Origin of the sequence: Pseudoalteromonas luteoviolacea H33-S (genome assembly GCF_001625695.1) — a bacterium.
In the GTDB taxonomy this organism is placed as follows: Bacteria; Pseudomonadota; Gammaproteobacteria; order Enterobacterales; family Alteromonadaceae; genus Pseudoalteromonas; species Pseudoalteromonas luteoviolacea_B.
Window position 1 is genome coordinate 111159 of sequence record NZ_AUXY01000070.1, and the last position, 25831, is coordinate 136989.

Sequence of the window (25831 nt, forward strand, 5' to 3'; positions counted from 1 at the left end):
AAAGGAACAGAAAATATTTTTCTAGATGAAAAAAAAGCCAGTTTAAGGGCAAGGTGAGTGGTTAATACGTCTTGTATGCTCAAGTAATTGTAGCGGGTTTTAAAACATAAAACGCCTGATAAATACTATCAGGCGTTTGGTGTCATTATAAAAGAGGTAAATGATTCAGTGTAATTAATTACCTTGATTCATTTGCGTTAATTTATCACCAATCGGTTTAGAGAAGTTATAACCATCATACTTGTCCCAATTGATAGACCAGGTCATTACACCACCGAACTTAGGATAGTTAAATGCCGGTTTAATCGTGCCGCAACTTAAGCCTTTTGTTAGACAATCTAACGCAGCAATGATATTTGCGGTTGGCGCTTGTCCTGAGTTTGCTGATTTTGGACCTGATGGTAAACCAATCGCAACTTGGTCGTCTCTCAGTGGTGCGAAACGCGTACCATCGGCTAAATCAAACCCTTCAATAAGCATTTTAGCGTGAGCAACCATCATATTTACAGAGCCTTCAGGTGCACTACCTGGCTCATATGGATTAGGTAGTCCGCCGTTATTGTATAGCTGAACATGGAGTAAATCTAATGTGTCTCTTAGCGCATCAATAAGGGGAATATAAGCACCCCAAATGCCGGTGTAAGCAATCATTCCGCCATGAACATAAGGGTGTTCAGGGGCCATGGTGAGGACCATATTCCCGCCCATGTTTTGCTCAATTTGCTTGAGTGCTCTAGGTAAACGCGCTTGTATCTGTGAACCATGTACTAAATTCGAGCCACTCTCCAAGTCAATATCTAGTCCGTCAAATCCCCACTCTTGAATGATGTTGGTGAGGCTTGAAACGAATTTTGCTTCGTCAGCATCCGTGTTGAGCGTGATTGTACCTTCTGCGCCACCTAAGCTTAAAACAAATACCTTGCCTTGAGCTTGCAGTGCCTTCATATCAGCTTTGAATTGCACAGGATCGATCGGTGGACAGTTTGAACGTATGTCTTTTTCAAATGGTTTGAAGTGTACCGTACCATCTGAATTACGGTCATTTTCTGCAAAAGCGATATCAATGATGTCCCATGCAGGCGACATTTGTGCCAATGGGATGGGGCAACCTGCTGGATTGACAAAATTGTGCCAATAGCCAATGAGCTTATGTGTTTTACCTATCGGCTTGTCAATGACAGAGATACTTGTCCCAGAGCTTGTTGCTTGATTGCCAGCACTGTCTTTGGCAACGGCTGTCAGAGTTTGATTACCGAGGACTGAGGCTGTATAAGTCCAAGTGTATGGTGATGTCGTATCGCTACCAAGCAGCGTACCATTGGCGTAAAAATCTACACTGCTAATGGTGCCTGTGAGGGCTTGCGCTTGGGCACTCATATTTATTGTATCGCCAATCACATATTGGGTGCCCGCAGTGGGTGAGGTTAAGTCAATAACAACAGGTTTGTCTGTAACGTTTACTTGGATCTGTTGGGTAGCGATATTACCTTCATTATCGGTGGCATTAGCAGATAATGTGGCGCCCCCCAGTGTCGAAGGCTGCCAATTGACCGTGGCTGTACCGCTTGTAAAGCTACCTAATAAGGTTTGACCGGCGTAGACATCTAATTGTGCTACGGTGCCATCTGCATCACTTGCTGTCACTGAGACTTCTGTGGCTTGCCCTTGCAATAAAGTGCTATTTGGCTGTGGGGAAATGAAGCGTATTTCAGGTGCGATGGCGCAAATGCCTAAATCACTCCACGCATCAGCCCAATGTTGTCCGACACCAGGCTCGTATGCCCATTGAGCATTTGAGCTACACCAGCCACTGACGTCACAACGATATTTTCTATTGTTATGAGAGACAAGTTCACCATTTTGATAGGCTTGCCCTGCTTGATAGGACTTGAGACCTGCACACCCGCCCTGCGAGGCAGAAGCGACCTTAACGTTAACCGTGGTATCACTAGTTGCATTGCTGTTGTCGGTGGCTGAGATTTTAATTTGCACTTGACCTGTTGTGTCACTAACCCAGTCATATGCGATATTGCCATTGGTAAATGTAGCAACCTCAGTACTATTGACTGAAATTGATGCGCTAGCAATCGAGCCATCGGTATCGGTTGCCGTGGCTGTGATACGCACAACATCACCCAGCGTAAACTGATCATTATTATTAGGTGAGCTCAGTTCAATGACTGGCGGCGTATTATTACTAGTCTTTTTGACTTCTATATTCGCGGAGCTTGCTTGGCTAATCGCTCCTTGATCATCGGTTGCGACTGCGGATACGACATGCGGACCCAACTGTGCGACCCAGTTAATTTGATAGGGCGCTTGATTGTCAAAGCCCACTGAAACATCATCGATAAAAAATTCGACTTGCCCAACCGCGCCATCAGCATCGGATGCATTCGCTGACAAGACAGCGCTGTCATTTTGCTTAAAAACACTTCCTTGAGCCGGGGTTAATAGGGTTACTTCTGGGTTTTGGTTGCCACCGCAAGCCCCTAAATTTTTCCAAACTCGATAGTCCCCAGAGTTCAGTTGAGGATCTTCATTTTGGCTATACCATCTGGCTTCAAACGCGCTATTTAAGTGCTTGATCTGATCTCCAGCACGATAGACTTCAGACGCTTGCCAAGTGGCTAAACCAGTACAATTTGCAGCTAGGGTTTGCATGCTAGATAGCAGCAGCACGCTACTACCGAGCAAATAGCTCATATTGCTTTTTCTCATTGTTTTTCTCCTTACATGTTGTATGTTTTGTGAACAAAACGTATCCAGCATAGAGCTATGTTAAGGGTTAATCAATGGCTTTTTTCTTTTGACGATGAGCGCAAACCAAGTGAGTCAGTGGCACATGCCACTGATTGTCTTCAAGTTCAGTCGAACTTTGCTGCACTTGATTTAATAGTGACAACACGCTGAGGGAATGGGATTTCGATTTGGGCATCTTTGATGCCTTGGTAAATCGCTAAATTAACGTTGAGTTTGTTTTCAATCAGAGAGATTGTTGGTGTCCAATAGCGATAGCTGATGGTAACAGCACTGTCAGCAAAGCCTTCAATGCCCACTTGTGGCGCGGGATCTGTTGCCACTCCCTCGTCATTGCTGAGGATATTCTCGATCACCGAAATGGCGGCGTGGGCTGAGGCGCTATAAGCGATACCAATTTGACCTTCGACATGTGAATAGTTGAATGAATTGTGCAGCACTTCACCAATAATATGTTTATTTGGTACGGTGATTTCGACTTTCTGTTCATTGATTAAAATAGTATGACCAAGCTCAATCGATTTAACTTGCCCGCTGACGCCCTTAATGGAGATTGTATCTCCCACAACAAAGGGGCGTGTTGCTATGAGCGCAAGTCCAGCACCATAATTTGATAACATGCCTTGTACTGCTAAGCCTGCACCCAGTGAAGCCGCACCTATTGCAGCAACAAACGGCGTGACGCTGATGCCAATTTTACCTAAGGCAATGATGATGAACATGGTCACCACAATGACCTTGACGACGTTAGCGACAAAGTTTGTTAAGGTGATGTCGATATCATGTCGTGCCATCAACGTATGCGTTGTACCGGCCAACTTTTTGGCAAGCCATAAACCAAAAATTAATATCAAAATAGCCGCAAGTAATTGCATACTGTAGGTGAGCAAGTAAGTGCGGATCATATCGTAGTACTTTTCAAATTGGGCGATTTCTTGCTCTATCAAGCGTTGCTCCTTGATCTATAGTGTGAGTTAACTAAATGTTTAAGTGATTGAGTATAGTAAATAATACAGGAACCCAAAACGCACTGATAAGTGCGCTTAAAATCATGGCTGCTGATGCAAATGCCCCAGCTAAAGGGTGATGTTCCATAGCGGCGGCTGTCCCAATAGCGTGGCAGCTTACACCCAATGCAATACCTTTAGCCTGTGGCTGAGAGATTTTGAGTCGTGTTAGGATATATATACCGAATACACCACCAAACACACCGATTAAAATGACCATGGCTGCAGCGACACTTGGCAGACCACCTAAAGATTCTGTGATTAGTAGGGTGATAGGGGTGGTCACAGACAGTGCCATCATGGTGCTCATCAATACGTCGTTTGCATTGAAAAGCGTACACAGCGTATACGCGATGACCGTTGAACACGAAATCCCCGCGAAGGTACACATGAGCAACAGCATGAAAACGGGTTTAATATAGGCATATTGCTGATAGAGCGGAAAAGCAAGCGCGACGACCGCGGGCTCTAAGAACCAGTCAATTGGCATACTCGCTTGAAAGTACTTGTCGTAACTGACCCCAGAAATGAGCAGTAACACACTAATCAATGCAATACAGATTAATACTGGGTTTAATAGTGGGCTGGGCCAAGTAAGGTGTATTTTTCTCGCTATCATGAAAAGTAAAATTGTAAATAAACAAACAAGCATACTAATCACGGTACCTTCCTTTTGATGCCAGCTTGCCAACAAGGATCAATACTAGACAGGGTAATAGTGTGAGCAGTAGGCCAACTAAAAGTAAGTTGTCCGTTATTGTGTTTAAATCACTGATAAATCCAACACCGACCGGAATAAAAAATAGTGGCAAGTATTTAATTAAAAATTGGCTGGTATGTGCGAGTCTCTGTGGCTTGATAATACGCCAATGCAGCAAAATAAAGAGCATCACTAGCCCCACTAAAGGCGCTGGAATATTCAGAGCAGTGAGTGCGACGAGCAGTTTGGCACTGTATAGGCAAACCACGATACAGAGCATAGAGAAAAAAGCGTTAAATAGTTGCACGGCGTTTTATTGACAAGTTAATGAGAATACGGCGGTTACTTCCATCTTGTGCGCTTCTGATAAGGTTGCGTGTCATTCTCTTTTACACCATTTTTCATGGCAACACGAGTGTTTTTTGAACATAACAATTTAATTTGATACCAGGTTTCTAGCCACAATAATTTACGTGAGGGTTGTTGATAGGCTTGGTTATAAAGTAGCTTGATTGCTGCGAGCGCATCGGGAGAGTGTTGGCGTAGAGATTCGACTTGTTGCTCAACATACTTTTTCGGTTCATCAGTGATAGTTGTTACAAGACCAAGTTCTTGTGCACGTTGCGCATTTATACGATCAGCGTTCATAGCAAGGAGTAAAGCATGATCTTGGCGTATATAGGATGGGAGAATGACACTTGTGCCCATATCTGGGCAAAGTCCCCATCTTGATTCCATAATGGCAACTTGGGTATTTGATCTAGCAATTCTAAAGTCAGCACCGAGTGCAATATGTAGTCCGCCACCTAAACAATTTCCTTGTAAAATTGCATATACAGGAATAGGTAATGTTCGCCAGCCAAGCACAACACGCTGTACTAAATTTTGGTTGCCTGGGAGTATTTTGGCTAAAAGCTTTATGATTTGACTAGGGCGCTTAGTCACACTTTTGACATCGAGTCCAGCGCAAAAGTGCTCCCCTTCCCCCTGAATCACAGTCGCTCTAATGCTATGGTTTGAGTGAATTACTTTTATGATTTTATCGAGTTGCTTAAACATGTCAAAAGACAGCGCGTTTTGTTTTTGTGGACGCTGTAATGTGACCCAAGCAATGTCATTAGCTATTTTCAAGTGCACCATATAGGCTCCGATATTTTATTATTTTTCTTTTAAGTTAAGGCTAGAGTAAAAGAACTAAATTTGCTAGTGAAAGTGCTTTTCAGGTACAAGGATAGAGACCAATAGTGTATGAATGTCATTAAGTTGAGATTATGCTAGTTTACACTGTTATTTGGCGTTAAATTTATTCATTACACCCTATCTGTGTAGAAAAAAAAGAGATGACTTTGGTATCATTAATTGGCTTATTTTAGTTAGGGGTGAGGATATGAGTGCAAGACTGAGCAGTATTGAAGATGTAACACATCAGGCATATGATATTTTTCTTGAATTGGCGCCGGATAACTTATCTCAAGAAGACATTGACCTGTTCAATGAGCATCGTGAAGAGTTTGGCTTTATCGAAGAGGCTGATGTTGACGATAGTTGGCAAACTATTGTTGCATTTGAGCAAGAGGCCGAAAAAGCGCATTTTGTTCAAGTCACGATAGGCATAGAATTTGAGGATGGTGATGAAGTGTTTGCTAAGGTGCTGATAAGTAGAGATTTAGATGCGCCGTTTTGTCATGTTGTCTGGAAGCAATCGTAAAGAGTTAGTTGTGCAGTGAACAGTGTGAAGTTACTCCCTTTTATTTTTGTGTTTTGCAGTATGCAGGTATATGCAGTTGATCCATTTGAAGACTTTCATGAATATGGTGAGCTATCCGAAGAAGAGATCCATGAATTACATCAAGGGGAGTTTTTGTATGGAGATGTTGAGTTTGGTTATATTGCCAATAGTGGCAATACCAAAAACTCCTCATTCAAGTTAAATGGTAACCTTTATCAAGATTTTAGATACTGGCGCAATCAATTTAAAATAGACACTCATTACGCTGATGAAACAGATACTGAGACAGGTATTGAAGATGAAACCGCATCAAGATATTTTGTTTCGGCGCAAACCAGCTATAAATTTGGTATCGATAATGAGTCTTTCTTTTTATATGGGGACTACGAAGTTGATGAGTTTAATGGCAGGGAGTATACCAGTACCTTTGTTGTCGGTTATGGTAACCGTTTATTCGAAGGGCGTAAAAACACAGTAGACTTTAATCTTGGACCAGGTATCGTAGTTTATCGTGTTGATGATGAAACCGAGTTAATGCCTCACGAGAAAAGGACCGAAAAAGGGTATCTTTTACGTGCTTCTTTGCAGTGGGAGAGAAATATTTCTAAGCGAACTCGTTTTAATCAAGACTTTAGTTACGAGCGATCAGTGTCAGGTCTAGGCCATCGAAGTTTCTCTGAAACGTCTCTAATTAGCCAAGTGATTGAAGGGTTATCACTTAAGGTTTCTTATACATATCGGTATAATTCAGACCCTGAAGAAGATAAAAGTAAAGTGGACACCGAGTTTGGGGTGACCTTTGTATACGGTTTTGATTGAGGCAATATGTATCAAAAAACACAGCTCGCATGGGCAATTTGGGGTATCTTAGCTTGGCTAGGTATTTTTGTTGTAATTGGATTAGTTTTGCTCGGCGCAAATGTTGGTGTTATCGCATTTGGTGTGATCTTATTGCTCGTGGCTGTCGCATTCTATGGCTTAACCATTAAGGTTGATGCGCAAAATCAACAGCTGAGCTGGTGGTTTGGACCAAAAGTCGCGAAAAAAACGATTTCATTTGATGATATCGAGGAAGTGCGAGCGGTCACTAACTCATTTAGGCATGGGATTGGGATACGTATTTCTCATGACGGCTGGGTTTATAGTGTGTCAGGTTTTAAAGCGATAGAGGTGAGCATGGCTGACGGGACAAAATACCGATTAGGGACGTCAGATCAAGCTGGTTTACTTGCGGCAATGAAAGATAAAGTAAAGCAAGAAGAAAGCGCCGAATAGGCGCTTTTTTTAATGGTCGTGACCGCAACCGCCAGCACCATGTACATGACCATGTGCTAGCTCATCGGCCGTAGCCTCACGTACATCTAGTATTTCTACGTCAAAATGCAGTGTAAGACCTGAAAGTGGGTGGTTACCATCGACGATGACTTCATCGTCTTCAACACCTATGACGATAACCGCCTGCTCACCTTCATCTGTTGTTGCACGGAATTGCATGCCAACTTCAACATCAATTCCTTCAAACATACTTTTAGGAACTGCTTGAGTTAAATTGTCGTTGCGCTCACCGTAACCTTCTTCAGGTTTCACAGTCACACTAATTTTGTCACCAGCTTGCTTATCGATGAGTGCATTTTCTAAGCCTTCAATCAAAAAGCCTGTGCCAATGATAAATTCAAGAGGCTCTTCGTCAAACGTATTGTCAATGGTGTTTTGGTCATCATCCAAAACAGCATAATGCATTTTTACCACTGCATTTTGAGCAATTTTCATAGTATTTCCGTTAATTATCTTCTATAGAGTAAGGCAATGCCTTGATGTTTAGCGATACTGAGTCGTTGTCTTTAGGTCTCAATATTGCTGAATCTTCTAAGTCGTTTGGTAAGACTGCGAGTGCATAATATGTTTTAGTTTTAGAGTCATATGCCTGATGAATGACTTTACCTGCTCTACGCCAGTTATTTTCTTCTAATTGCATTTCAAGATCTGTGGCGTCAAGTTGCGCATCAGATTGACCTTGAACAATGAACATAGCACGTTTATTTTTGCCCAGATAACGCATTCGCGCTACTGTCTCTTGACCAGTATAGCAGCCCTTCTTAAAGCTGATACCATTTAAAGCTTGTAGGTTGATCATCTGTGGAACGAACTCATCGATACCACGCTCGCCTAATTGTGGCTCGCCTGCCAAAATATCACGAATTTGAAAGGCACTTGCATCTTGCTCTATGTTGAACAATTCAGGTAAAGATTCAATTTTATCAAAAATTAATATAAGGCTATTATCATCTAGTTTTAGCGCTTTACCTGACGCAAATTGACATGCGTTGTTATCTGCTTCGAACTGTAAGTTAAGTGCCTGAGATACTTCATCATACGCATCTGCTAGTACACCGAAGCACAGATGTTCAGTTAACTTGATATCCACTTTGGCAAATACACCATACTTACCTAGCTCACGGCAGGTTACCTCGGCTTCAGGTTCTGAGCCTAGCAAGCAAAAAGCATCGTCAAGACGAAAGACGCGCAGTGCTGCCCATAACTTACCTTTCGGGCTACAGTGACCTGTCCATAAAAAATTGTTTTCTTGGACTAGGTTAATATCTTGGGTAACCTGTCCGTGTAGGTAACTAAGTTTGTCTTGTCCGGATACTGAGAGTAAGCGAAGAGGGAGTTTGTATACAGTGGCCATCAAGCTGATCCTGAGTAAATAGTTTAGATAATGTTACCTGATAAATGGGTGCTGAGATAGGCAAAAGCAAGATCAAATGACAATAATTCTTAATAATGATTATGGGTTGTACAGTGCAGTTGATTTTGCGCTGGCGCAATAGAAGTATGAACTCATTTTCCTGATTGGTGAGTATCGGTTATACTGCCTCGTGAGATGTTTATGTGCAAAATAAGAGGTAGTTGAGCAATATGGAACAATTGTATCCAAAACCCCGCATTAAGTGGGCTTGTCGCCGTGGCATGTTAGAGTTAGATGTATTGCTTGAGCCGTTTGTTGACGAAGCTTATGATCAGTTAAGTGATGCGGACAAACTTGTCTTTCAACGCTTATTAGAGGTCGAAGACCCAGATTTGTTTGCGTGGTTTATGGGCCATGAAAAGTGTCCTCACCCTGATTTAGAAAATATGGTGAAATTTATCCTTGATAGAGTCCGCGTTTAGTATCTCTTTTCAAAACAATATTCTGGACCACAAGCTCATTGTGGTCTGCTTCATTTCATTGGCTTTCATTCTTTTTCTTATCTTTCCCTCAATATGGTGGTCTATCAGTGCGCTTTGCTACGCTGGGTATCTATTTGCATTAAAGCACACCACGAAAATCATGCCTGTCTCGGGTGATTTGGTGTTAATTGAACAGGATGCTTGGGTACAGCTTTCAGACAAAGAGGTCATTTTTGAAGGGGTAATAAGACATGCGCAAAAATATGCGTCGATAATTACTTTTGAGCTTTATAGTGATTGCGGGAAAAAGCGCAGGTTGATGTTTATTGACAATGCAATGGACCCTGACAGTTGGTGTCACTTAAGTCGCATTGCATTGCAAGTGCGATAAACTAAGGCTTTAAGATTGTTGGCTCTGGTTTATCATGCTGTTCAGGGAAGTCCAAAGTATAGTGAAGACCGCGGCTTTCTGTTCGGGCTAGTGCGCTACGAATAATTAGCTCTGCAACCTGGACGAGATTGCGCAGCTCCAACAAGTTATTGCTGACACGGAAATTAGCGTAATACTCGTGAATTTCTTGCTGTAGCAGCTCTACACGCCTTAGTGCACGTTCCAGTCTTTTTGTTGAGCGCACGATACCGACATAATCCCACATAAACAGTCTGAGCTCATGCCAGTTATGGGTAATGACGACTTCTTCGTCAGAATCACTTACTTGACTCTCATCCCAAGGTGACAAAGGTGTAACCTCAGGCTGCGAGTCTATATTTGCAAGAATGTCTTGTGCTGCGGCGTGAGCAAATACAATACACTCAAGTAAAGAGTTACTGGCCATGCGATTTGCCCCATGTAAACCGGTATAAGCAACCTCACCGATTGCATATAAATTTCCAATATCTGTTTTACCATTGAAGTCCGTCATGACACCACCGCAAGTATAATGTGCCGCCGGTACGACAGGAATTGGTTCTTTGGTAATATCCAGGCCGACGCTCAAACACTTAGCGTAAATGGTGGGAAAATGCTCGATAATGAAATCTTTGTTTTTATGAGAAATATCTAAGTAAACGCAGTTTGCACCTAAACGTTTCATTTCATAATCAATTGCACGCGCGACGACATCTCTGGGTGCCAGCTCTTCTCGTTCATCGAAATCAGGCATAAAACGTGTGCCATCAGGGCGTTTTAAATGTGCGCCTTCACCACGCATGGCTTCAGTGATAAGAAAGTTCTGCAATTCAGGATGATACAAACTGGTGGGGTGAAATTGATTAAATTCCATATTGGCAACTTTACAGCCAGCACGCCAAGCCATGGCGATACCATCACCACTTGAAACGTCTGGGTTTGAAGTGTAAAGATAGACCTTGCTGGCACCACCTGTTGCCAAGGCAACGTATTTGGCAGCGATAGACTCAACACAGTTATGCTTTCGATTATAGACGTATAGACCGTTTACTTGTTTATCATCAGTAGTCTTATCGGTGATAAGGTCAATGGCGTTGTATTGCTCTAATACAGTTATATTGTTGTGTTCAAGTATGCGCTCGACCAACGTAGTTTGTACGGCTTTGCCTGTGGCATCGGCGGCATGTAAAATACGTCTGTGACTATGCCCACCCTCTCGAGTCAAGTGATAGCGTTCTTTTCCTTTACTATCAAATTCCATATCAAATGGCACGCCTTGCTCTATTAGCCATTTCAGACATTTTTTGGCATTTGATGCAGTATAATGAACAGCTTCTCTGTCACATAAGCCACCGCCTGCTTTGAGTGTATCTTCCACATGAGACTCAATGCTGTCGTTCTTTTTATCAAATACTGCAGCGATACCGCCTTGGGCGTATAATGTTGACCCTTCCTTTAAATCCCCTTTACTAATGACAGTAACTTGGCAGTGATTTGCCAAAGAAAGAGCAAGGCTGAGTCCGGCGGCGCCGCTACCGACAATAATCACATCTGTCTGATGCTGCATTTTTTTCTTCATGTTAGTGGTTCTTAGCTTTTAAAGTTTTGTTACAACTACAAAGATAGCGTCTATCATATATCAATACAGGACGCGGGTGCGAAATAAAAATTGTAGCTGCGTTACGTCTGAGACGAAGTAATACGAAGTATTTTAAAAAAAATATTAAAAAAACAGAACTTTTTATTCATGGTAGAGTCAGACTAGCTGTAAAATGATGGCAACACTGCGCGAATATAAGTAATAACAAAGAGGAGTACCGGCTCGAATGAACGAGCAGGATTTGGATTTAGAACTAGTTAGAAAAGTTCAGCAAGGAGATAAAAACGCTTTTAACCTTCTGGTTGCCAAATATCAAAATAAGGTGGCGGCGTTGATATCTCGTTATGTATCTAACTCAGGTGATGTAGCCGATGTGGCTCAAGAAGCATTTATCAAAGCGTATAGGGCATTACCTAATTTTCGCGGTGATAGCGCTTTTTACACTTGGTTGTACAGAATTGCGGTGAACTGTTCTAAAAATTATTTAGTATCACAGGGTCGTAAAGCCCCTGCTAGTGATATAGACGCTGAAGAAGCTGAGACTTACGATGGTGCTGACCAACTAAGGTCTAATGCATCTCCAGAGAGCTTACTTTTAAGCGATGAAATTAAAGCAGTTATCTTTAAAACAATAGAAGAGTTGCCCGATGACTTGAAAACAGCAATTACTTTGAGAGAAATCGAAGGAATGAGTTACGAAGAAATTGCTGTGGTAATGGAGTGTCCTGTCGGTACGGTCAGGTCACGGATTTTTAGGGCACGTGAAGCCATAGATAAAAATATTAACCCACTCATAGGTAAAGATTAAATGACGCAGTCAAAGTTTGATGTAAACAATGAGCAAATGACGTCTGAAATATTAGATGCAGAGCGTGAACTTAATATGGGGAACCAAGCTCAATTAGATGCAGAAAAGTTTGCTTGTTACGCACTCATTGGTGACGTAATGAGGCAAAAAGAACAGGCAGCGCCTTGTATAGATATTACAGCAAGTGTTGCAGCTGCCATTGCTGATGAACCTGTTTACAACATGACTGAAGAAAAAGCGACTTCACAGCAGCAAGAAAAAGAAAGTAATGTCGTGCAGATGTCGTTTTGGCGTCGTCCGTTATCTCAAGTGGCTATCGCGGCTAGCGTTGCTTTATGTACCGTAGTTGGAGTAAATAATTTTATGCCACAAAATAGCATTGATGCACAGGCGCCTGTGTTACAATCTATCCCACTAACGGGTACTGTTGCACCGGTAAGCTTGTCTTCTGAGCCTGCAATGCAGTCTGCTGAACGAGGCGTGAGAGAGCTGCAAAAGCAACGAATAGGCGCTTTGGTATTAGAGCATCAACGTCAGTCAAGAATGGCGCATGCTTTATCAAAAAATACCAACCAAGCTGAAAAGGATAAACAAGAGGAAAATTAAACCTTGATTAAATGGCTCTCGGTTTTACTGAGTATGTTGCTGACTGCTCAGGTATACGCCAATGAAAATATAAGCCCAAGGCAGTTACTTAAAGATATGTCGTTGGCTGTACAAGAGCGAAACTTTGATGCATCGTTTGTTGTTGTCAAAGGTAAAGGCATGGAACCATATAGATGGTTGCATGGTCAGGTAGAGCAAACCGATTTAGAAATTTTGACCTTGTTAAATGGCGCAGGACTTGAGGTTGTCAGAGTCGATGATGTGGTTACTTATTTTGAGCCACAAACTGAACCTTACTCTCTCAGTACAGATGTGATTGACGGGCCTATCCCTGAGGCATTGCTACGTGACATCAGTGCGCTTGACGCAAGTTATGATTTTGTATTAGGTGGTAAAGAGCGTATTGCAGGGCGACCGGCTCAACTTGTTCGATTGGTCGCCAAAGATGAGAGTAAGTACAACTATTGGCTGTGGGTTGATTTACAATCTGCCTTATTACTCAAAGCTGCATACGTAAACCAACGCGCAGAAGTGCTTGAGCAGTTGCAATTGACGCATATTTCAGTGACTGAAAAACCTGCGGGTCAGTTGCTAGAATTGAAAAGTAAAACATTACCGGTCCCTGTCTCAGTGATAGCTGATGAAGCGCAGTCTAAACTTCAGAACAACTGGCAAATTGGCTGGTTACCGAATGGCTTTAAGCTACTTAAGTCAGACAGGCATAAATTAAACTTAAACAACGAACTGGCGGATTACTTTTTGTATTCTGATGGGTTAGTGGAAGTATCTGTGTTTGTGCAGCGACCATTGACCGGTCAACGTGCAAGTGGTGCACTGACTTCAGGTGCAACGACAGTGTATGTTCACAACGCGGGTGCATTTGATGTTTCTGTTGTTGGTAAAGTGCCTGTAGAAACTGCCAAGTCTATTGCAGAATCAGTAAAGCGTTCCCTATGATTGAGCAAACACTAACCGTGTCTGAGCTTAAAGGGAACACAGCTTGGCTCGTCTCAGAACAAAAACCCGCATGTGAGGGCTGCAATGGTAAGTGCGGCTCTCAAGTCTTTAGTAAGCTTTTTGGTACTCACAAAAAAGCGTTCCCCATTTCCATTTCGCAAAAACTGAGTGTTGGTCAGAAAGTAAAGCTCGCACTCGATGATAGCAAAGTTGTCCAGCATGCGCTTTGGGTTTATCTTTTGCCATTGATCATGGCATTTATAGGTATGTTTAGTGCGCTACTGATATTCTCACTTCCGGAACTCGGTCAAATTGGGTTTGCAGCTGGTTTTGCGATTTTTGGGTTTTGGATAGCGAAAATTAAGGGACAAACCTTAAAACATGAGGTGAAAGTGATAAAAATTTATCCAATTAGCCTTCCAGTCACGCAAATAGATGGTGATTAAGTCAAATAAATTGTAAAATCGGCGTTTAATCTCTATTTGTGAATAACAGAAGTTTAGAATCCAGTATATGAAGCATATCCGTAACTTTTCAATTATAGCCCATATAGATCATGGAAAATCGACACTTTCGGACCGCTTAATCCAGGTATGCGGTGGCTTGTCAGACCGCGAAATGCAGCAGCAAGTACTGGATTCAATGGAACTCGAGCGTGAGCGCGGTATTACGATTAAAGCGCAAAGTGTTACCTTGAACTATACAGCACAAGATGGCGAAACCTATCAGTTAAACTTTATCGACACACCAGGACACGTTGACTTCACCTATGAAGTATCACGTTCTTTGGCTGCCTGTGAAGGTGCATTATTAGTTGTCGATGCAGGTCAAGGTGTAGAGGCACAGACGCTTGCCAACTGTTACACAGCAATTGAAATGGACTTAGAAGTCGTTCCAATTCTGAATAAGATTGATTTACCTCAGGCCGATCCTTTGCGCGTTGCAGAAGAAATCGAAGAGATCGTAGGTATTGATGCGCTAGAAGCTGTACAGTGTAGTGCGAAGACCGGTATTGGTATCGATGCCGTTCTAGAAGAGATTGTAAAGGAAATCCCACCACCTGAGGGCGATGTGAATAAGCCATTACAAGCGTTGATCATCGACTCATGGTTTGACCCGTACCAAGGGGTTGTATCACTTGTACGTATTAAGCATGGCCAACTTCGTAAAGGCGAAAAAATAAAAATTATGTCTACGGATCAAGTTCATATCGTAGATAAAATTGGTATCTTCACGCCTAAGCAAACCGAGACAGGTGCGCTAACAAGTGGTGAAGTGGGCTTCATCATCGCAGGTATTAAAGACATTCATGGTGCACCAGTTGGTGATACGATAACCCTTGCAAAAACGCCAGCAGAAGAAACACTGCCGGGCTTCCAGAAAGTGAAGCCGCAAGTTTATGCAGGTATGTTCCCAATTTCTTCAGATGATTATGAAAACTTCCGTGATGCACTGAATAAATTGAGCTTGAATGACGCATCTTTGTTCTTCGAGCCTGAAAACTCTACGGCACTGGGTTTTGGTTTCCGCTGTGGCTTCTTAGGTATGCTACACATGGAAATCATCCAAGAGCGTCTAGAGCGTGAATATGACATGGATCTTATCACCACTGCGCCTACCGTGGTCTATGAAGTTGAAACCAAAGATGGTGTTATTCAAATCGATAACCCGTCTGATTTACCGCCGGTTAATGACATCTTAGAAATCAGAGAGCCGATCGTAGAAGCGAATATTTTGGTACCACAAGAGTACTTAGGTAATGTGATTACCTTGTGTATTGAGAAACGTGGTGTACAAACTAAGATGAGTTACCATGGTAATCAGGTTGCAGTGACTTATGAATTACCTATGGCTGAAGTGGTCATGGATTTCTTTGATAAATTGAAATCGACTAGCCGTGGTTTTGCATCACTAGATTACAATTTCAAGCGTTTCCAAGTATCTGACATGGTTCGCTGTGATATTTTGATTAATGGTGATAGAGTGGATGCGCTTGCGATCATTGTTCACCGTGATAACTCACAAAGCCGAGGCCGTCAACTTGCTGATGCTTTGAAAGAGTTAATTCCAAGGCAGATGTTCGATATTGCGATTCAGGCTGCAATTGGCAACCATGTTATTGCCCGTACGACTGTTAAGCAGTTACGTAAAAACGTAATCGCGAAGTGTTACGGTGGTGACGTGAGCCGTAAGAAGAAGCTATTACAAAAGCAAAAAGAAGGTAAGAAACGCATGAAGCAGTTAGGTAACGTTGAAGTACCGCAAGATGCGTTCCTTGCAATATTAAAAGTAGGTAAGTAACAGGAATTATTATTTATGGCAGGTTATTTTTCGGTCTTTCTCGTGCTGTTAACTTTGGGATCGGGCCTGATCTGGTTGATAGATCATTTAGTGTATGCACCAAAACGTAAGGAACGTATTGCGCTTGCTCAAGGCGCATCGGAGCAGCCTCTTGATCAAGAGGTGATTGACCAGATAGCACCTGTGCCTGCCATAACTGATAGTGCAAAGTCTATTTTTCCAATGATTGCGGCGATTACAGTGTTTCGATCATTTATTTTTGAGCCTTTTCAAATTCCGTCAGGTTCAATGATGCCAACATTGTTGGATGGAGACTTTATTTTAGTGCAAAAATATGCGTACGGCATTAAAGACCCGGTTTGGCGTTCTCAACTCGTTGATGTTGGAGACCCTGAGCGCGGTGATATTGCTGTATTCAAATTCCCGTTGGACGAGCGTATTGACTTTATCAAGCGTATTGTCGGTTTGCCTGGCGATCGTATTGTTTATCGTAATCGTCAGCTTTTCATTCATCCAAAGTGTGAAGAGGGCGAGCAAAGCCGAAATGGACTAGCGTGTGGAGAGTTCAACAAGATTGACGTTGAAATTGTGAATCGTGATGAATTCAAGCAAGGCTCTATGCCACTAGTACGTTTGACAGAATCTTTACCTAATGTTGAACATGATATTTTAATTAACCCGAAAGCACTGGAACTGTCGGAGCGTTATTACCAGCAACCTGGTACTCGCCGAGATGAGTGGGTCGTTCCAGAAGACAGCTACTTTGCTGTCGGCGATAACCGTAACAATAGTCAGGACAGCCGCGTATGGGGCTTTGTTCCTAAAGAAAACTTAGTTGGAAAAGCTGTATTCATCTGGATGAGTTTTGATTTTGAAAACGGTCCAGATAGCTTATTGCCAGGCTGGGTTCCAACAGGGGTTCGTTTTGAACGCCTAGGTAACATTCAGTAACAATGAAAAAGAACGTCACAGAATTATATAAAAAGATTGGCTACGACTTTGCAGAGCAAGCATTGCTTGAACAGGCAATGACGCATCGTAGCCATAAAGGTCAGCATAACGAACGCCTAGAATTTCTAGGCGATTCTATTTTAAGCTTTGTAATTGCAGATGCTTTGTATCACAAGTTTCCAAAAGCTCGCGAAGGCGATTTAAGTCGTATGCGCTCAACCTTGGTTCGTGGTCAAACACTTGCAGAGTTTGGTGTTGAGTTTGGCTTAGGAGATTATCTAAGGCTCGGTCCTGGTGAACTTAAAAGTGGTGGCTATCGCAGAGAGTCGACTTTGGCTGATGCGGTAGAAGCGATTATTGGCGCGGTGTTTCTAGATTCAGACATCGAGACCTGTAAGACGCTTGTACTTAAGTGGTATCAAAGCCGTTTAGAGGCTATCTCTCCAGGTCACAACCAGAAAGACCCTAAAACGCTATTGCAAGAGTATTTGCAAGCGAGAAAGCTACCATTACCTGCCTATCAGGTAATTGATACAAAAGGGCAAGCACACAATCAGACATTCACGGTTGAGTGTACTGTACAGGGTATGGATAGTATTATTTCTGTGGGTAGTTCACGCCGTAAAGCGGAACAGAAAGCCGCAGAGCAAGCATTGAAGATTTTAAAAGATGAATCCTAACACCCACTGCGGCATGATTGCGATTGTTGGCCGCCCAAATGTAGGTAAATCCACTTTGCTCAACAAAATTGTTGAGCAAAAGGTCAGTATCACGTCTCGCAAACCGCAAACGACACGCCATAGAATTATGGGTATTCACACTGAAGACAACTATCAAGCTGTCTACGTAGATACACCAGGTCTACACATTGATGAAAAGCGAGCCATTAACCGTTTAATGAACCGCGCAGCGAGCAGTTCGATTGGTGACGTTGAGCTAATTATCTTTGTGGTAGAAGGCACCCTTTGGAACCAAGATGATGAAATGGTTCTTAAAAAGGTAAAAGACAGTGGCCGTCCTGTTTTGGTCGTGATGAATAAAAGTGACCAAGTTAAAGAAAAAGAAGAGATATTGCATCATATGCAGTGGCTCAGTGAGCAGCATGAATTTATCGGTATTGTGCCAGTTTCAGCGAAGATTGGTAAAAATATCGATATGGTTAAGGAAGAGGTTAGAAATCGCCTTCCTGAGTGTGAGTTCTATTTTCCAGATGACTATGTGACAGATCGTTCTATGCGCTTCTTGGCTGCGGAAATTGTCCGTGAAAAGTTAATGCGCTTTATGGGCGACGAATTGCCATACTCAGTAACCGTTGAAATTGAGCAATTTAAATGGCAAGACAATGGCGTGTGGCAGATCAATGCGTTGATCTTGGTTGAACGAGAATCTCAAAAACGCATGGTGATTGGTAATAAAGGCGAGAAGCTTAAAGTTATCGGTCGCGAAGCGCGTCGTGATTTAGAAGACATGCTTGATAACAAAGTATTTTTAGAACTTTGGGTCAAAGTTAAATCTGGCTGGGCTGATGACGAACGTGCGCTTCGCAGCTTAGGTTACGGAGAAGACTGATTGGATAGTGACTTTCGGCAGGCATATTTGCTCCACCGGCGACCTTATAGAGATTCGCAAGTGATGCTAAATATGCTCGTTGAAGGCGTTGGCCAACTGTCTATGTTGGCGAGAATCAAAGGTAAACGTGCATTACGTCAAAATGCGTCTTTGCAGCCTTTCACTTGTTTGCTGGTACGCTACGCTGGCAAGTATGATTTAAAGTATTTAAATGATTTTGAGATCCAGTCTCCCCCTATGATGTTTAAAGGCACAGATTTATACTGTGCTTTTTATCTTAACGAATTATCTCATCGCATTATCCCTGTAAATGAACCCCTTGATCATGTATTTTGCTTGTATCAAGAGCACCTTAAGCAGCTCTATGATATCGGTAATACGATGGCAATTGTTTCGCATGAACAGCAGCTAAAAAAAGCTGAAAATAGTGAACAAATTGAGGGAATATTGCGTAATTATGAGTTTCAGCTGTTACATGAACTCGGGGTTGGCATTGAATTCGATTACGATGCGTTTGGTGCCCCCATTGAGGAAGCTAACTATTATCAATTTGTCAGGGAAGTTGGCTTTTGTCCCAGTGATGATATCCAACGCAGCTTTTCTGGACAAACCCTGCTTGCTATCGCCCATGGAGAATATAGCTCCTTGATATCGCGGCGGCAGGCTAAGGCATTAAGCCGTTATTTATTAAAACCTTTGCTTGGTAATAAGCCACTTAAAAGCAGAGAACTTTTTCAACCAAGGTAGAGTAATGAAAGATATTTTATTAGGTGTAAATGTCGACCATATTGCGACGTTAAGACAAGCTCGTGGTACAAGTTACCCTGATCCAGCACATGCTGCCGCTGTTGCAGAGCATGCCGGTGCAGATGGCATCACCATTCATTTAAGAGAAGATCGTCGCCATATTCAAGACCGTGACGTATATGTTATGGCAAAGACGATTCAAACACGAATGAATCTTGAAATCGCCGTTACAGACGAGATGCTCAATATTGCGTGCGAAGTAAAGCCTGAATATGTCTGCCTTGTTCCTGAAAAACGTGAAGAGTTGACCACTGAAGGTGGCTTGGATGTCGTTGGAAATTTCGAAAAAGTCAGTGATGCAGTTGAAAAGCTAAGCGCAGCGGGTATCAAAGTTTCTTTATTCATCGACGCTGATAAAGCACAAATTGATGCTGCTAAAGCGACAAAAGCACCTTACATTGAAATTCACACAGGGGCTTACGCTGATGCTGAATCAGATAGTGAGCAGAGTGCGGAACTTGAGCGCATTCGTGAAGGCGTGCAATATGCACACTCTATTGGCATTATCGTCAATGCAGGGCATGGTCTTCACTATCATAACGTAAAACCAATTGCTCAGATGCCTGAAATATACGAACTCAATATTGGCCACGCAATTATTGCCCGTGCAGCGATAGACGGCTTAGAAAAGGCTGTAAGAGATATGAAACGCATTATGCTTGAGGCGAGACAAGCTTAACTTGTCACAAAACGATAGCGATAAAAAAACCCAGCTCTAAGCTGGGTTTTTTATTATTGAGCTGACAGGTGGTCAATAACCACTTGGTGGTGCTCTTTTGTTTTGAACTTATTAAATACGTGTTTGATCACACCGTCTTGTCCAATTAAGAAGCTAATACGATGAATACCATCATATTCTTTACCCATAAACTTTTTCAGGCCCCAAACACCAAATGCATCTGCGATGGCGTGGTCTTCGTCTGATAAAAGGTCAAAGTTTAATTCTTTTTTAGTTTCAAAATTTTTAAGTTTTTTTACCGGATCTGGGCTAATGCCAACTGCAACAGTATTAAGTTCAGCAAGTTGCGCTTTGTGGTCTCGAAGCTGTTCTGCTTGAACCGTACAACCTGGAGTAAGTGCTTTTGGGTAAAAATAAACTAAAACCTGATTTGCCTCGAGCAGTGTGCTCAGTGCAACTGTTTCACCATTTTGGTTTTCTAATGTAAAACTAGGTGCAATATCACCTGCTTGTAATGTATTCATTAATGATCCTTAGCGAATGCGTTTGAAAACATAATGTACGTTTGAAATACTAGATAGTTCTTCAAACTTTACTTTAAATTTTTCAAAATTTAATTCTGAGGGGGTGTTGAATTCCAGCTCGCAGCGCATGCGTAGCTCGTCATTTTCCTCAAAGGTATCTGATTTAAGTGAGCAGATGCTGATATTTTGCTCAGCGAAAAAGCGCGTTACTCTGCTCAATGTACCTTGTGTATCAATGCCGGTATATTCCAACGTATAACCTGCACTGAAGTTGTTTTCTGTGTGGCTAGCGGTACGCTTCATCATGGTGAGTAAGCCTAGCTCCATGCCTTTTGATGGCAGGGTGTGCTCAACTCGGCTGATTGCAGCTATATCTCCTGAGAGTAGCATAGTAAATGTAAACTCATTGCCTAAAATGGCGATACGGCTGTCAATGATATTACAGTTGCACTCGCTGACTAGCTGAGTAAGTTCACTGACAATACCAGATCTATCTTCCCCTATTGCAGTTAAAACAAGTTGATGTGAAGTAAAAGTAGTCATACCGACGTCCTAGTTAGCTTGCGCCAAAGTGAGTCATAGAGGCTGTATTAAAACTATGTAGCGCCGCATATTATCATAGATTAAATGCCAGTCCTACTTGTCACTACGTTTGCACTGTTTTACGGATCAGACAATTCAAGCGCGTGTTTCTTGTGTTTGCTGAGTTTGCCAAGTAACATAGTGCAGATTTTTTGAAATTTAATTGTCAGTTTTCTAGAAAATTAGTGTAGCTGGCAGTGAACCATTTCAGCATTCCTTAATCTTAAGTGAAAGAATAATTATATAGTGGGTTTGCTAAGGAGTTTTATTAGTGCAGTATTGGGTCCCTAAAGCGCTAACGTTCGGCGTTATACTCGGTTTATCAGGTTGTAGTGTTTTCACCAATGACACGCATCATAAGAAAAACTATCGTGTCCACGAGGCTGTGCAAGTTCCAGCAGATCTCGAGCAACCTTTTCAAGATAAAGAATTTCAAATGAATGTTGCTGTCTATGAAAATGATGCTGATCCCCTCAGTTTTCGACCGCCTCAACAAGTATTAACACTTGCCAAAGGTAGCTGGGCCGAAGATAAAGAAGATATCGCACGTATCTATTTTGATAAAAATGATGGTATCGACACACTTGACACCTTTATTTGGGAAGCAGTAGAAGGTGTACTTCGAAATAACCAAACTTCAATTAGCGTAGATGATCGTGCGAACGGCAAGATTGCGACCGGTTGGTATTCAATTATTAAGGCAGAAGAAGGTTGGTTCTGGGAGACCGTTACTGAAGTATCAAGACAGCGCTTTGAGTTTACTTTGTCGCAAGAAGAGCATCAGCGCACAGCATCTCTTGAGGCAAAGCTATTAGACTATCAAAGTGACAAAGTCGCATTGGATCCTTTATTACAACAGCAACTAGAAGTGCGCGCGTTAAATGCAGTGGTTGCTGAGTTTGATTATAGATACCGCTTATTAGAAGTTGAGTTACGCAAACAACAAGGTGTTTTGTCTCTTGACTTAGGTTTTGATAATGAGGGTAACGCTGCGTTGATCACACTTGCAGACAGAGTGTCTGTGATGGAGCGTTTATCAAACTTCCTTGAGCGAGTAAACTTTACCGTTATTCGTATGGATGAAGACTCAAATGAAGTATTAGTGAGATACCAAGCACCTGAAAACAGTGTATGGGATTCAATTTGGGGTGAAGAAGAGACGACACTAACACTCGAAGATGGTGATTATACTATCAAAGTGGGTGTCACAGACGATGAACAAACTTCACTGACATGGCTTGACGCAGAAGGCAATGTACTTGATGCTGCAACTATGGAAGCACTTCAACAAGGGCTGGTAGAAGCTCTGCGTAGTCGCGGACTAAGTATATAATTACAAACCGCAAAGTAGTTCAGAAAAGAGCGACAGCTCTTTTCTTTTTTTGGGATTTAGAAATAATGTCAGATACAACGCAAGCATCTTCGGTAAATTGGCGAACTTGGTTTGCTTTTATAGTGCCGTCACTCGTGGGTGTATTCCTGTTTATGACCCCTGTCGCAATAGGCGATGCGATGACAATTCCTATTGCTGTACTCGCAAAAGAGTTGCAAAGCTTAACAAGTCCCTTTATACATGCTCTGATAGTCAGTATCGTATGTATAACCGGGGTTCTTAGTTTAGTTGTTAAGTTATTCAAGCCAAAAATATTATTGAAGAACGACCTTATCAGGCATCTTTATGATGTGAGCTGGATTTGGGTTGTTACGAGACTTTTCGGCATGTTATTTATCTTAATGACATTTTTTAAAGTTGGACCAGAGCTAATCCACTCTAGTGGCACAGGGGCATTGGTTTTAAATGATCTATTGCCTGTGTTGTTTTCAGTCTTCGTATTTGCCGGCTTGTTACTTCCTCTATTACTTAATTTCGGCTTATTAGAGCTAGTTGGTACTTTGCTGACAAAAGTAATGAGACCACTATTTGGTGTGCCGGGGCGCAGTGCTGTTAACTGCGTGGCTTCATGGTTAGGAGATGGCAGTGTCGGTATTTTAATGACTTCACGTCAATATGAAGACAAGCACTATACACAACGTGAAGCCGCTATTATTGGTACCACGTTCTCTGCAGTGTCTATTACTTTCTGCTTGGTCGTAATTGGTCAGGTTAAGTTAGAGCATTTATTTGCCCCATTTTATTTGACTGTGTGTGCGGCTGGTGTCGTTGCGGCGATCATTGTGCCAAGGCTTCCGCCTTTGAGCTTTAAGAAAGACATCTATGTTGATGGCTCAACACATAACCAAGATTCTGAAGCAGTGCCTGAAGGGAAAACATTGTTTGGTCATGCACTCGATGTTGCATTGCAAAAAGCACATAATGCACCGGGCATGAAAGGCACCGTGAAAGAAGGTGTATCAAATGCTTTGGATATGCTATTTGCAGTATTACCGGTCGTCATGGCTGTGGGTACATTTGCACTCATCATTGCTGAGGAAACGCCAATCTTTCAGTTTTTAGGTCAGCCGTTTATTCCATATTTAGAGCTGCTACAAGTACCTGAAGCAGCCAAAGCGGCAGAAACCATTGTAGTCGGCTTTGCTGATATGTTTATTCCATCAATATTAGCAGCGAGCAATATTGAAAGTGATGTTACTCGCTTTATCATTGCAGCACTGAGCGTAACGCAATTGATATATATGTCTGAAGTGGGCGCATTGCTGCTGGGCAGCAAAATTCCAGTTAATATATTTGAGCTTTTTGCGGTATTTATCTTGAGAACTTTGGTGACTTTACCAGTCATCGCATTGATGGCACATTGGCTTGTAGGCTAACTTTACACTCAGCAGTGAGTGCTTTTGGGTACTCACTGCTTACTCCGGTTTATCTCTGTCCTCAGCTTGGCTTTTTTCACTACCTTCCTTTTCATTTGGTTTGAGCTGCTTATCAACTTTACCTTTCACGTCAAATTTATTGGCATATTTGAGCAACATGATATTGCCGATGATATAGCCTAGTACGGCGACAATGATCAGGATGACTTTCCAAGTTTCTAATTTTTCCAAAATGGCTCCATACAAGGTGTTCAGCGTAGATAAATCTGATATCCATAGGCTTACACATATCAGTTTATTGATTACCTCATAGTCTACTAAAATCACTGCTATTGTACGAGTTTATACTGTCTTCACTGGTGGTTCGAGGATAGTTGTAAATAGTGTGAGATATTCGCAGCTTTTTATGTTTACACTTGGTATCATCTTGCTGTCTGAGGTTGTGGCATATGTTGCCTTCGATAATTGTTATTTTGATATTACTAATTAAATGGTTTGTGCACCCATGGAGCAAGTTTTAATTTGGCCTTCTCAGTTTCCGCTTTTGCTAAAAGGTCTTGTGGAAGATAATGGCGCGTTTATTCTCGATGCGTTAGAGGCTTGGCCTGAATGTGAAGTGGTGAAAGATGAGCAAGGTGTTATTTCTCAAGTATTGCCGCCCATTTTTTATGTGGCATGGCTAAAGCCTTTAGATCCATTTGAGTCTTGCTTTTTCCAACATATTGACGACTATGATGAGGAGCAGCACCTCTATGTGGCGCAATTGCTTAACCATATTGAACAGGCAGGTATAAGCCGAGATGATCTCACCGTGAAGCTACTCGGTTGCTTATCTCAGTATTCTAGTATTGCATCACAGGCTAAACTTCAGAGCAAAATATCTTTTGTTGATTTGTTATTGAAGTATGAACAATTTAAAACCTTATGCTGGCTACTGCCACAGGGGTTTGTACTTTCTCCTGCACAGACATGTGAATTATGGCTCAATGGCGGGCAGCATAGCCGTGATTGTTTAACGCCTTGCTATAAAGAAGTGTTAGAGAATATGGCGCTCACCCAAGCTGAGGCGGTTAAAAACCTTAATGAAGGGCGTGATTGCGAAGGTTTGTTGACTCTGTTGTGTAATGAAGAAGAGCGACTACAGATCCTTGATAATGCGCTGTTAGAGCAAGTCATGTCTGGGGCAGCAAAGCAATCAAATATGTTGTCGCTGATTGAAAAGGGCGCAAGAGGGCTTGGTGCAGATAGCGCAGGAAAGTCAGCGATGATGTGGATCGTTGAAAAGGGCTTTGTCAGTGCTGCAAAAGCACTTAAAGAGTTTCATTGTGGGATCTCCTTGGATGACTTAGGTCGAAACCTGATGCATTATGCTGTACTGTCTAACTCTCGCCCTATGCTTGAATTGGTTGAAGATATGGGCGTGGACCCTCGTCTTGCAGATGCATCAGGTTGCACACCTTATCGATTAGCGACTGAGAATCAATCGGTTAATTCAAAGAAATATTTAGAAAAGCGCGGTATTATTGAACTTAGCGAGCAAGCTAAATATCAGCGTATTTTTAGGGTTTATACGCTAAAAGCATTGACTGTATTGTTCTTGCCTTTGCAGCTGGTACTTTTTCTAGACGCAGAACGAGATAATAAATTGTCTATGGTGATACTGCTTTCAAGCTGTACTTTATTTATATTTGCTTTAGCGCGTCTATTAAAAAATCGTCGGCTGTTTCCAACGACTAAGTTACCGTTAAGTTTACGCTTTTTGGGGGCATTGAGTTGGGTGAGCATATTTATTCAAGCTATTTTTACCGTGGTAATGAGCTTGGCGGTCGTCACAATTTAGCGACAGTAAAATAAGTGATGATTCGAATGGCAGATAGATAATCTGCCATATTAACTATTGAT

General features: G+C 42.1%; 29 protein-coding genes. 18 read left to right on the forward strand and 11 right to left on the reverse strand.

Annotation, left to right across the window (positions count from 1 at the left end; genetic code table 11):
• Positions 1-174: 174 nt before the first annotated feature.
• The 5 genes from N477_RS11045 to N477_RS11065 all read right to left on the reverse strand — a co-directional run bounded on the left by N477_RS11045 (position 175) and on the right by N477_RS11065 (position 5607).
• Positions 175-2721, reverse strand: coding sequence for an Ig-like domain-containing protein (locus tag N477_RS11045; RefSeq protein ID WP_063360697.1), 2547 nt, complete (start codon positions 2719-2721; stop codon positions 175-177).
• A gap of 146 nt (positions 2722-2867) precedes the next feature.
• Positions 2868-3707 (reverse strand): mechanosensitive ion channel family protein, encoded by an 840-nt coding sequence (locus tag N477_RS11050; RefSeq protein WP_063360696.1) that lies wholly within the window; start codon positions 3705-3707, stop codon positions 2868-2870.
• A gap of 31 nt (positions 3708-3738) precedes the next feature.
• Positions 3739-4419 carry an LrgB family protein gene (locus tag N477_RS11055; RefSeq protein ID WP_231098060.1) on the reverse strand — a complete coding sequence of 227 codons (681 nt, stop codon included), beginning with the start codon at positions 4417-4419 and terminating at the stop codon, positions 3739-3741.
• A 1-nt stretch (position 4420) separates the two neighbouring features.
• Positions 4421-4774, reverse strand: a complete 354-nt coding sequence (locus tag N477_RS11060) for a CidA/LrgA family protein (protein ID WP_155731865.1) — start codon at positions 4772-4774, stop codon at positions 4421-4423.
• A 35-nt stretch (positions 4775-4809) separates the two neighbouring features.
• Positions 4810-5607, reverse strand: a complete 798-nt coding sequence (locus N477_RS11065; protein ID WP_063360693.1) for a crotonase/enoyl-CoA hydratase family protein — start codon at positions 5605-5607, stop codon at positions 4810-4812.
• A gap of 247 nt (positions 5608-5854) precedes the next feature.
• Here N477_RS11065 and N477_RS11070 point away from each other — a divergent pair, with 247 nt between their 5' ends.
• The 3 genes from N477_RS11070 to N477_RS11080 are packed head-to-tail and all read left to right on the forward strand — an operon-like array spanning position 5855 to position 7471.
• Positions 5855-6175: a DUF440 family protein gene (locus tag N477_RS11070; protein WP_063360692.1), complete on the forward strand. Its 321-nt coding sequence runs from the start codon at positions 5855-5857 to the stop codon at positions 6173-6175.
• A 60-nt stretch (positions 6176-6235) separates the two neighbouring features.
• The gene (locus tag N477_RS11075; protein WP_063360793.1) at positions 6236-7015 is read left to right on the forward strand and encodes a DUF481 domain-containing protein; all 780 of its coding nucleotides are present in this window, start codon (positions 6236-6238) and stop codon (positions 7013-7015) included.
• Between the two features lie 6 nt (positions 7016-7021).
• Positions 7022-7471, forward strand: a complete 450-nt coding sequence (locus tag N477_RS11080) for a hypothetical protein (RefSeq protein ID WP_063360691.1) — start codon at positions 7022-7024, stop codon at positions 7469-7471.
• Between the two features lie 9 nt (positions 7472-7480).
• On the opposite strand, the gene N477_RS11085 is transcribed toward N477_RS11080, so the two are convergent.
• Together N477_RS11085 and N477_RS11090 are read right to left on the reverse strand one after the other, a co-directional pair.
• A complete protein-coding gene (locus tag N477_RS11085; protein ID WP_063360690.1) occupies positions 7481-7966 on the reverse strand; it encodes an FKBP-type peptidyl-prolyl cis-trans isomerase in 486 nt (161 codons plus the stop codon).
• A gap of 10 nt (positions 7967-7976) precedes the next feature.
• Positions 7977-8885 carry a YgfZ/GcvT domain-containing protein gene (locus N477_RS11090; protein ID WP_063360689.1) on the reverse strand — a complete coding sequence of 303 codons (909 nt, stop codon included), beginning with the start codon at positions 8883-8885 and terminating at the stop codon, positions 7977-7979.
• Between the two features lie 230 nt (positions 8886-9115).
• Here N477_RS11090 and N477_RS11095 point away from each other — a divergent pair, with 230 nt between their 5' ends.
• Positions 9116-9367: a succinate dehydrogenase assembly factor 2 gene (locus N477_RS11095; RefSeq protein WP_063360688.1), complete on the forward strand. Its 252-nt coding sequence runs from the start codon at positions 9116-9118 to the stop codon at positions 9365-9367.
• Positions 9348-9758, forward strand: coding sequence for a hypothetical protein (locus tag N477_RS26010; protein WP_155731866.1), 411 nt, complete (start codon positions 9348-9350; stop codon positions 9756-9758). Before N477_RS11095 ends, N477_RS26010 begins: the two co-directional genes overlap by 20 nt.
• A gap of 1 nt (position 9759) precedes the next feature.
• Here the strand turns inward: N477_RS26010 and nadB are convergent, their stop codons facing one another.
• The gene (nadB, locus tag N477_RS11105) at positions 9760-11355 is read right to left on the reverse strand and encodes an L-aspartate oxidase (RefSeq protein WP_063360686.1); all 1596 of its coding nucleotides are present in this window, start codon (positions 11353-11355) and stop codon (positions 9760-9762) included.
• Between the two features lie 247 nt (positions 11356-11602).
• Between nadB and rpoE the strand changes: the two genes are divergently transcribed.
• The 10 genes from rpoE to pdxJ all read left to right on the forward strand — a co-directional run bounded on the left by rpoE (position 11603) and on the right by pdxJ (position 20054).
• Positions 11603-12184 (forward strand): RNA polymerase sigma factor RpoE, encoded by a 582-nt coding sequence (gene rpoE / locus N477_RS11110; protein ID WP_063360685.1) that lies wholly within the window; start codon positions 11603-11605, stop codon positions 12182-12184.
• Positions 12185-12790, forward strand: a complete 606-nt coding sequence (locus N477_RS11115; protein ID WP_063360684.1) for a sigma-E factor negative regulatory protein — start codon at positions 12185-12187, stop codon at positions 12788-12790. It begins immediately after the preceding gene.
• Positions 12791-12823: 33 nt separating this feature from the next.
• Positions 12824-13747 (forward strand): MucB/RseB C-terminal domain-containing protein, encoded by a 924-nt coding sequence (locus tag N477_RS11120; RefSeq protein ID WP_247686864.1) that lies wholly within the window; start codon positions 12824-12826, stop codon positions 13745-13747.
• Positions 13744-14193, forward strand: coding sequence for a SoxR reducing system RseC family protein (locus tag N477_RS11125; RefSeq protein WP_063360683.1), 450 nt, complete (start codon positions 13744-13746; stop codon positions 14191-14193). Before N477_RS11120 ends, N477_RS11125 begins: the two co-directional genes overlap by 4 nt.
• A 67-nt stretch (positions 14194-14260) precedes the next feature.
• Positions 14261-16048, forward strand: a complete 1788-nt coding sequence (gene lepA / locus N477_RS11130; protein ID WP_063360682.1) for a translation elongation factor 4 — start codon at positions 14261-14263, stop codon at positions 16046-16048.
• Positions 16049-16063: 15 nt separating this feature from the next.
• Positions 16064-16999, forward strand: a complete 936-nt coding sequence (gene lepB / locus N477_RS11135; protein ID WP_063360681.1) for a signal peptidase I — start codon at positions 16064-16066, stop codon at positions 16997-16999.
• 2 nt (positions 17000-17001) lie between these two features.
• Entirely contained in the window at positions 17002-17679 is a 678-nt protein-coding gene (gene rnc / locus N477_RS11140) for a ribonuclease III (protein WP_063360680.1), read from the forward strand.
• Positions 17669-18568 carry a GTPase Era gene (era, locus tag N477_RS11145; protein ID WP_063360679.1) on the forward strand — a complete coding sequence of 300 codons (900 nt, stop codon included), beginning with the start codon at positions 17669-17671 and terminating at the stop codon, positions 18566-18568. The genes rnc and era overlap by 11 nt, the downstream gene beginning before the upstream one ends.
• Complete coding sequence (gene recO, locus N477_RS11150; protein WP_063360678.1) at positions 18569-19315, forward strand: DNA repair protein RecO; 747 nt, start codon at positions 18569-18571, stop codon at positions 19313-19315.
• A 4-nt stretch (positions 19316-19319) separates the two neighbouring features.
• Positions 19320-20054, forward strand: coding sequence for a pyridoxine 5'-phosphate synthase (pdxJ, locus tag N477_RS11155; RefSeq protein ID WP_063360677.1), 735 nt, complete (start codon positions 19320-19322; stop codon positions 20052-20054).
• A gap of 53 nt (positions 20055-20107) precedes the next feature.
• Here pdxJ and bcp read toward each other — a convergent pair whose 3' ends face one another.
• Together bcp and N477_RS11165 are read right to left on the reverse strand one after the other, a co-directional pair.
• A complete protein-coding gene (gene bcp / locus N477_RS11160) occupies positions 20108-20578 on the reverse strand; it encodes a thioredoxin-dependent thiol peroxidase (protein WP_063360676.1) in 471 nt (156 codons plus the stop codon).
• A 9-nt stretch (positions 20579-20587) separates the two neighbouring features.
• Positions 20588-21121, reverse strand: a complete 534-nt coding sequence (locus N477_RS11165; protein WP_063360675.1) for a glycine cleavage system protein R — start codon at positions 21119-21121, stop codon at positions 20588-20590.
• 310 nt (positions 21122-21431) lie between these two features.
• Here N477_RS11165 and bamC point away from each other — a divergent pair, with 310 nt between their 5' ends.
• Both bamC and N477_RS11175 read left to right on the forward strand, forming a co-directional pair.
• On the forward strand, positions 21432-22493 hold the full coding sequence (bamC, locus tag N477_RS11170; RefSeq protein ID WP_063360674.1) for an outer membrane protein assembly factor BamC: 1062 nt from the start codon (positions 21432-21434) through the stop codon (positions 22491-22493).
• A 65-nt stretch (positions 22494-22558) separates the two neighbouring features.
• Entirely contained in the window at positions 22559-23929 is a 1371-nt protein-coding gene (locus N477_RS11175) for a YjiH family protein (RefSeq protein ID WP_063360673.1), read from the forward strand.
• 39 nt (positions 23930-23968) lie between these two features.
• Here the strand turns inward: N477_RS11175 and N477_RS11180 are convergent, their stop codons facing one another.
• Positions 23969-24160 carry a DUF2897 family protein gene (locus N477_RS11180; RefSeq protein WP_063360672.1) on the reverse strand — a complete coding sequence of 64 codons (192 nt, stop codon included), beginning with the start codon at positions 24158-24160 and terminating at the stop codon, positions 23969-23971.
• 274 nt (positions 24161-24434) lie between these two features.
• Here N477_RS11180 and N477_RS11185 point away from each other — a divergent pair, with 274 nt between their 5' ends.
• Entirely contained in the window at positions 24435-25769 is a 1335-nt protein-coding gene (locus tag N477_RS11185; protein ID WP_063360671.1) for an ankyrin repeat domain-containing protein, read from the forward strand.
• Positions 25770-25831: the final 62 nt, after the last annotated feature.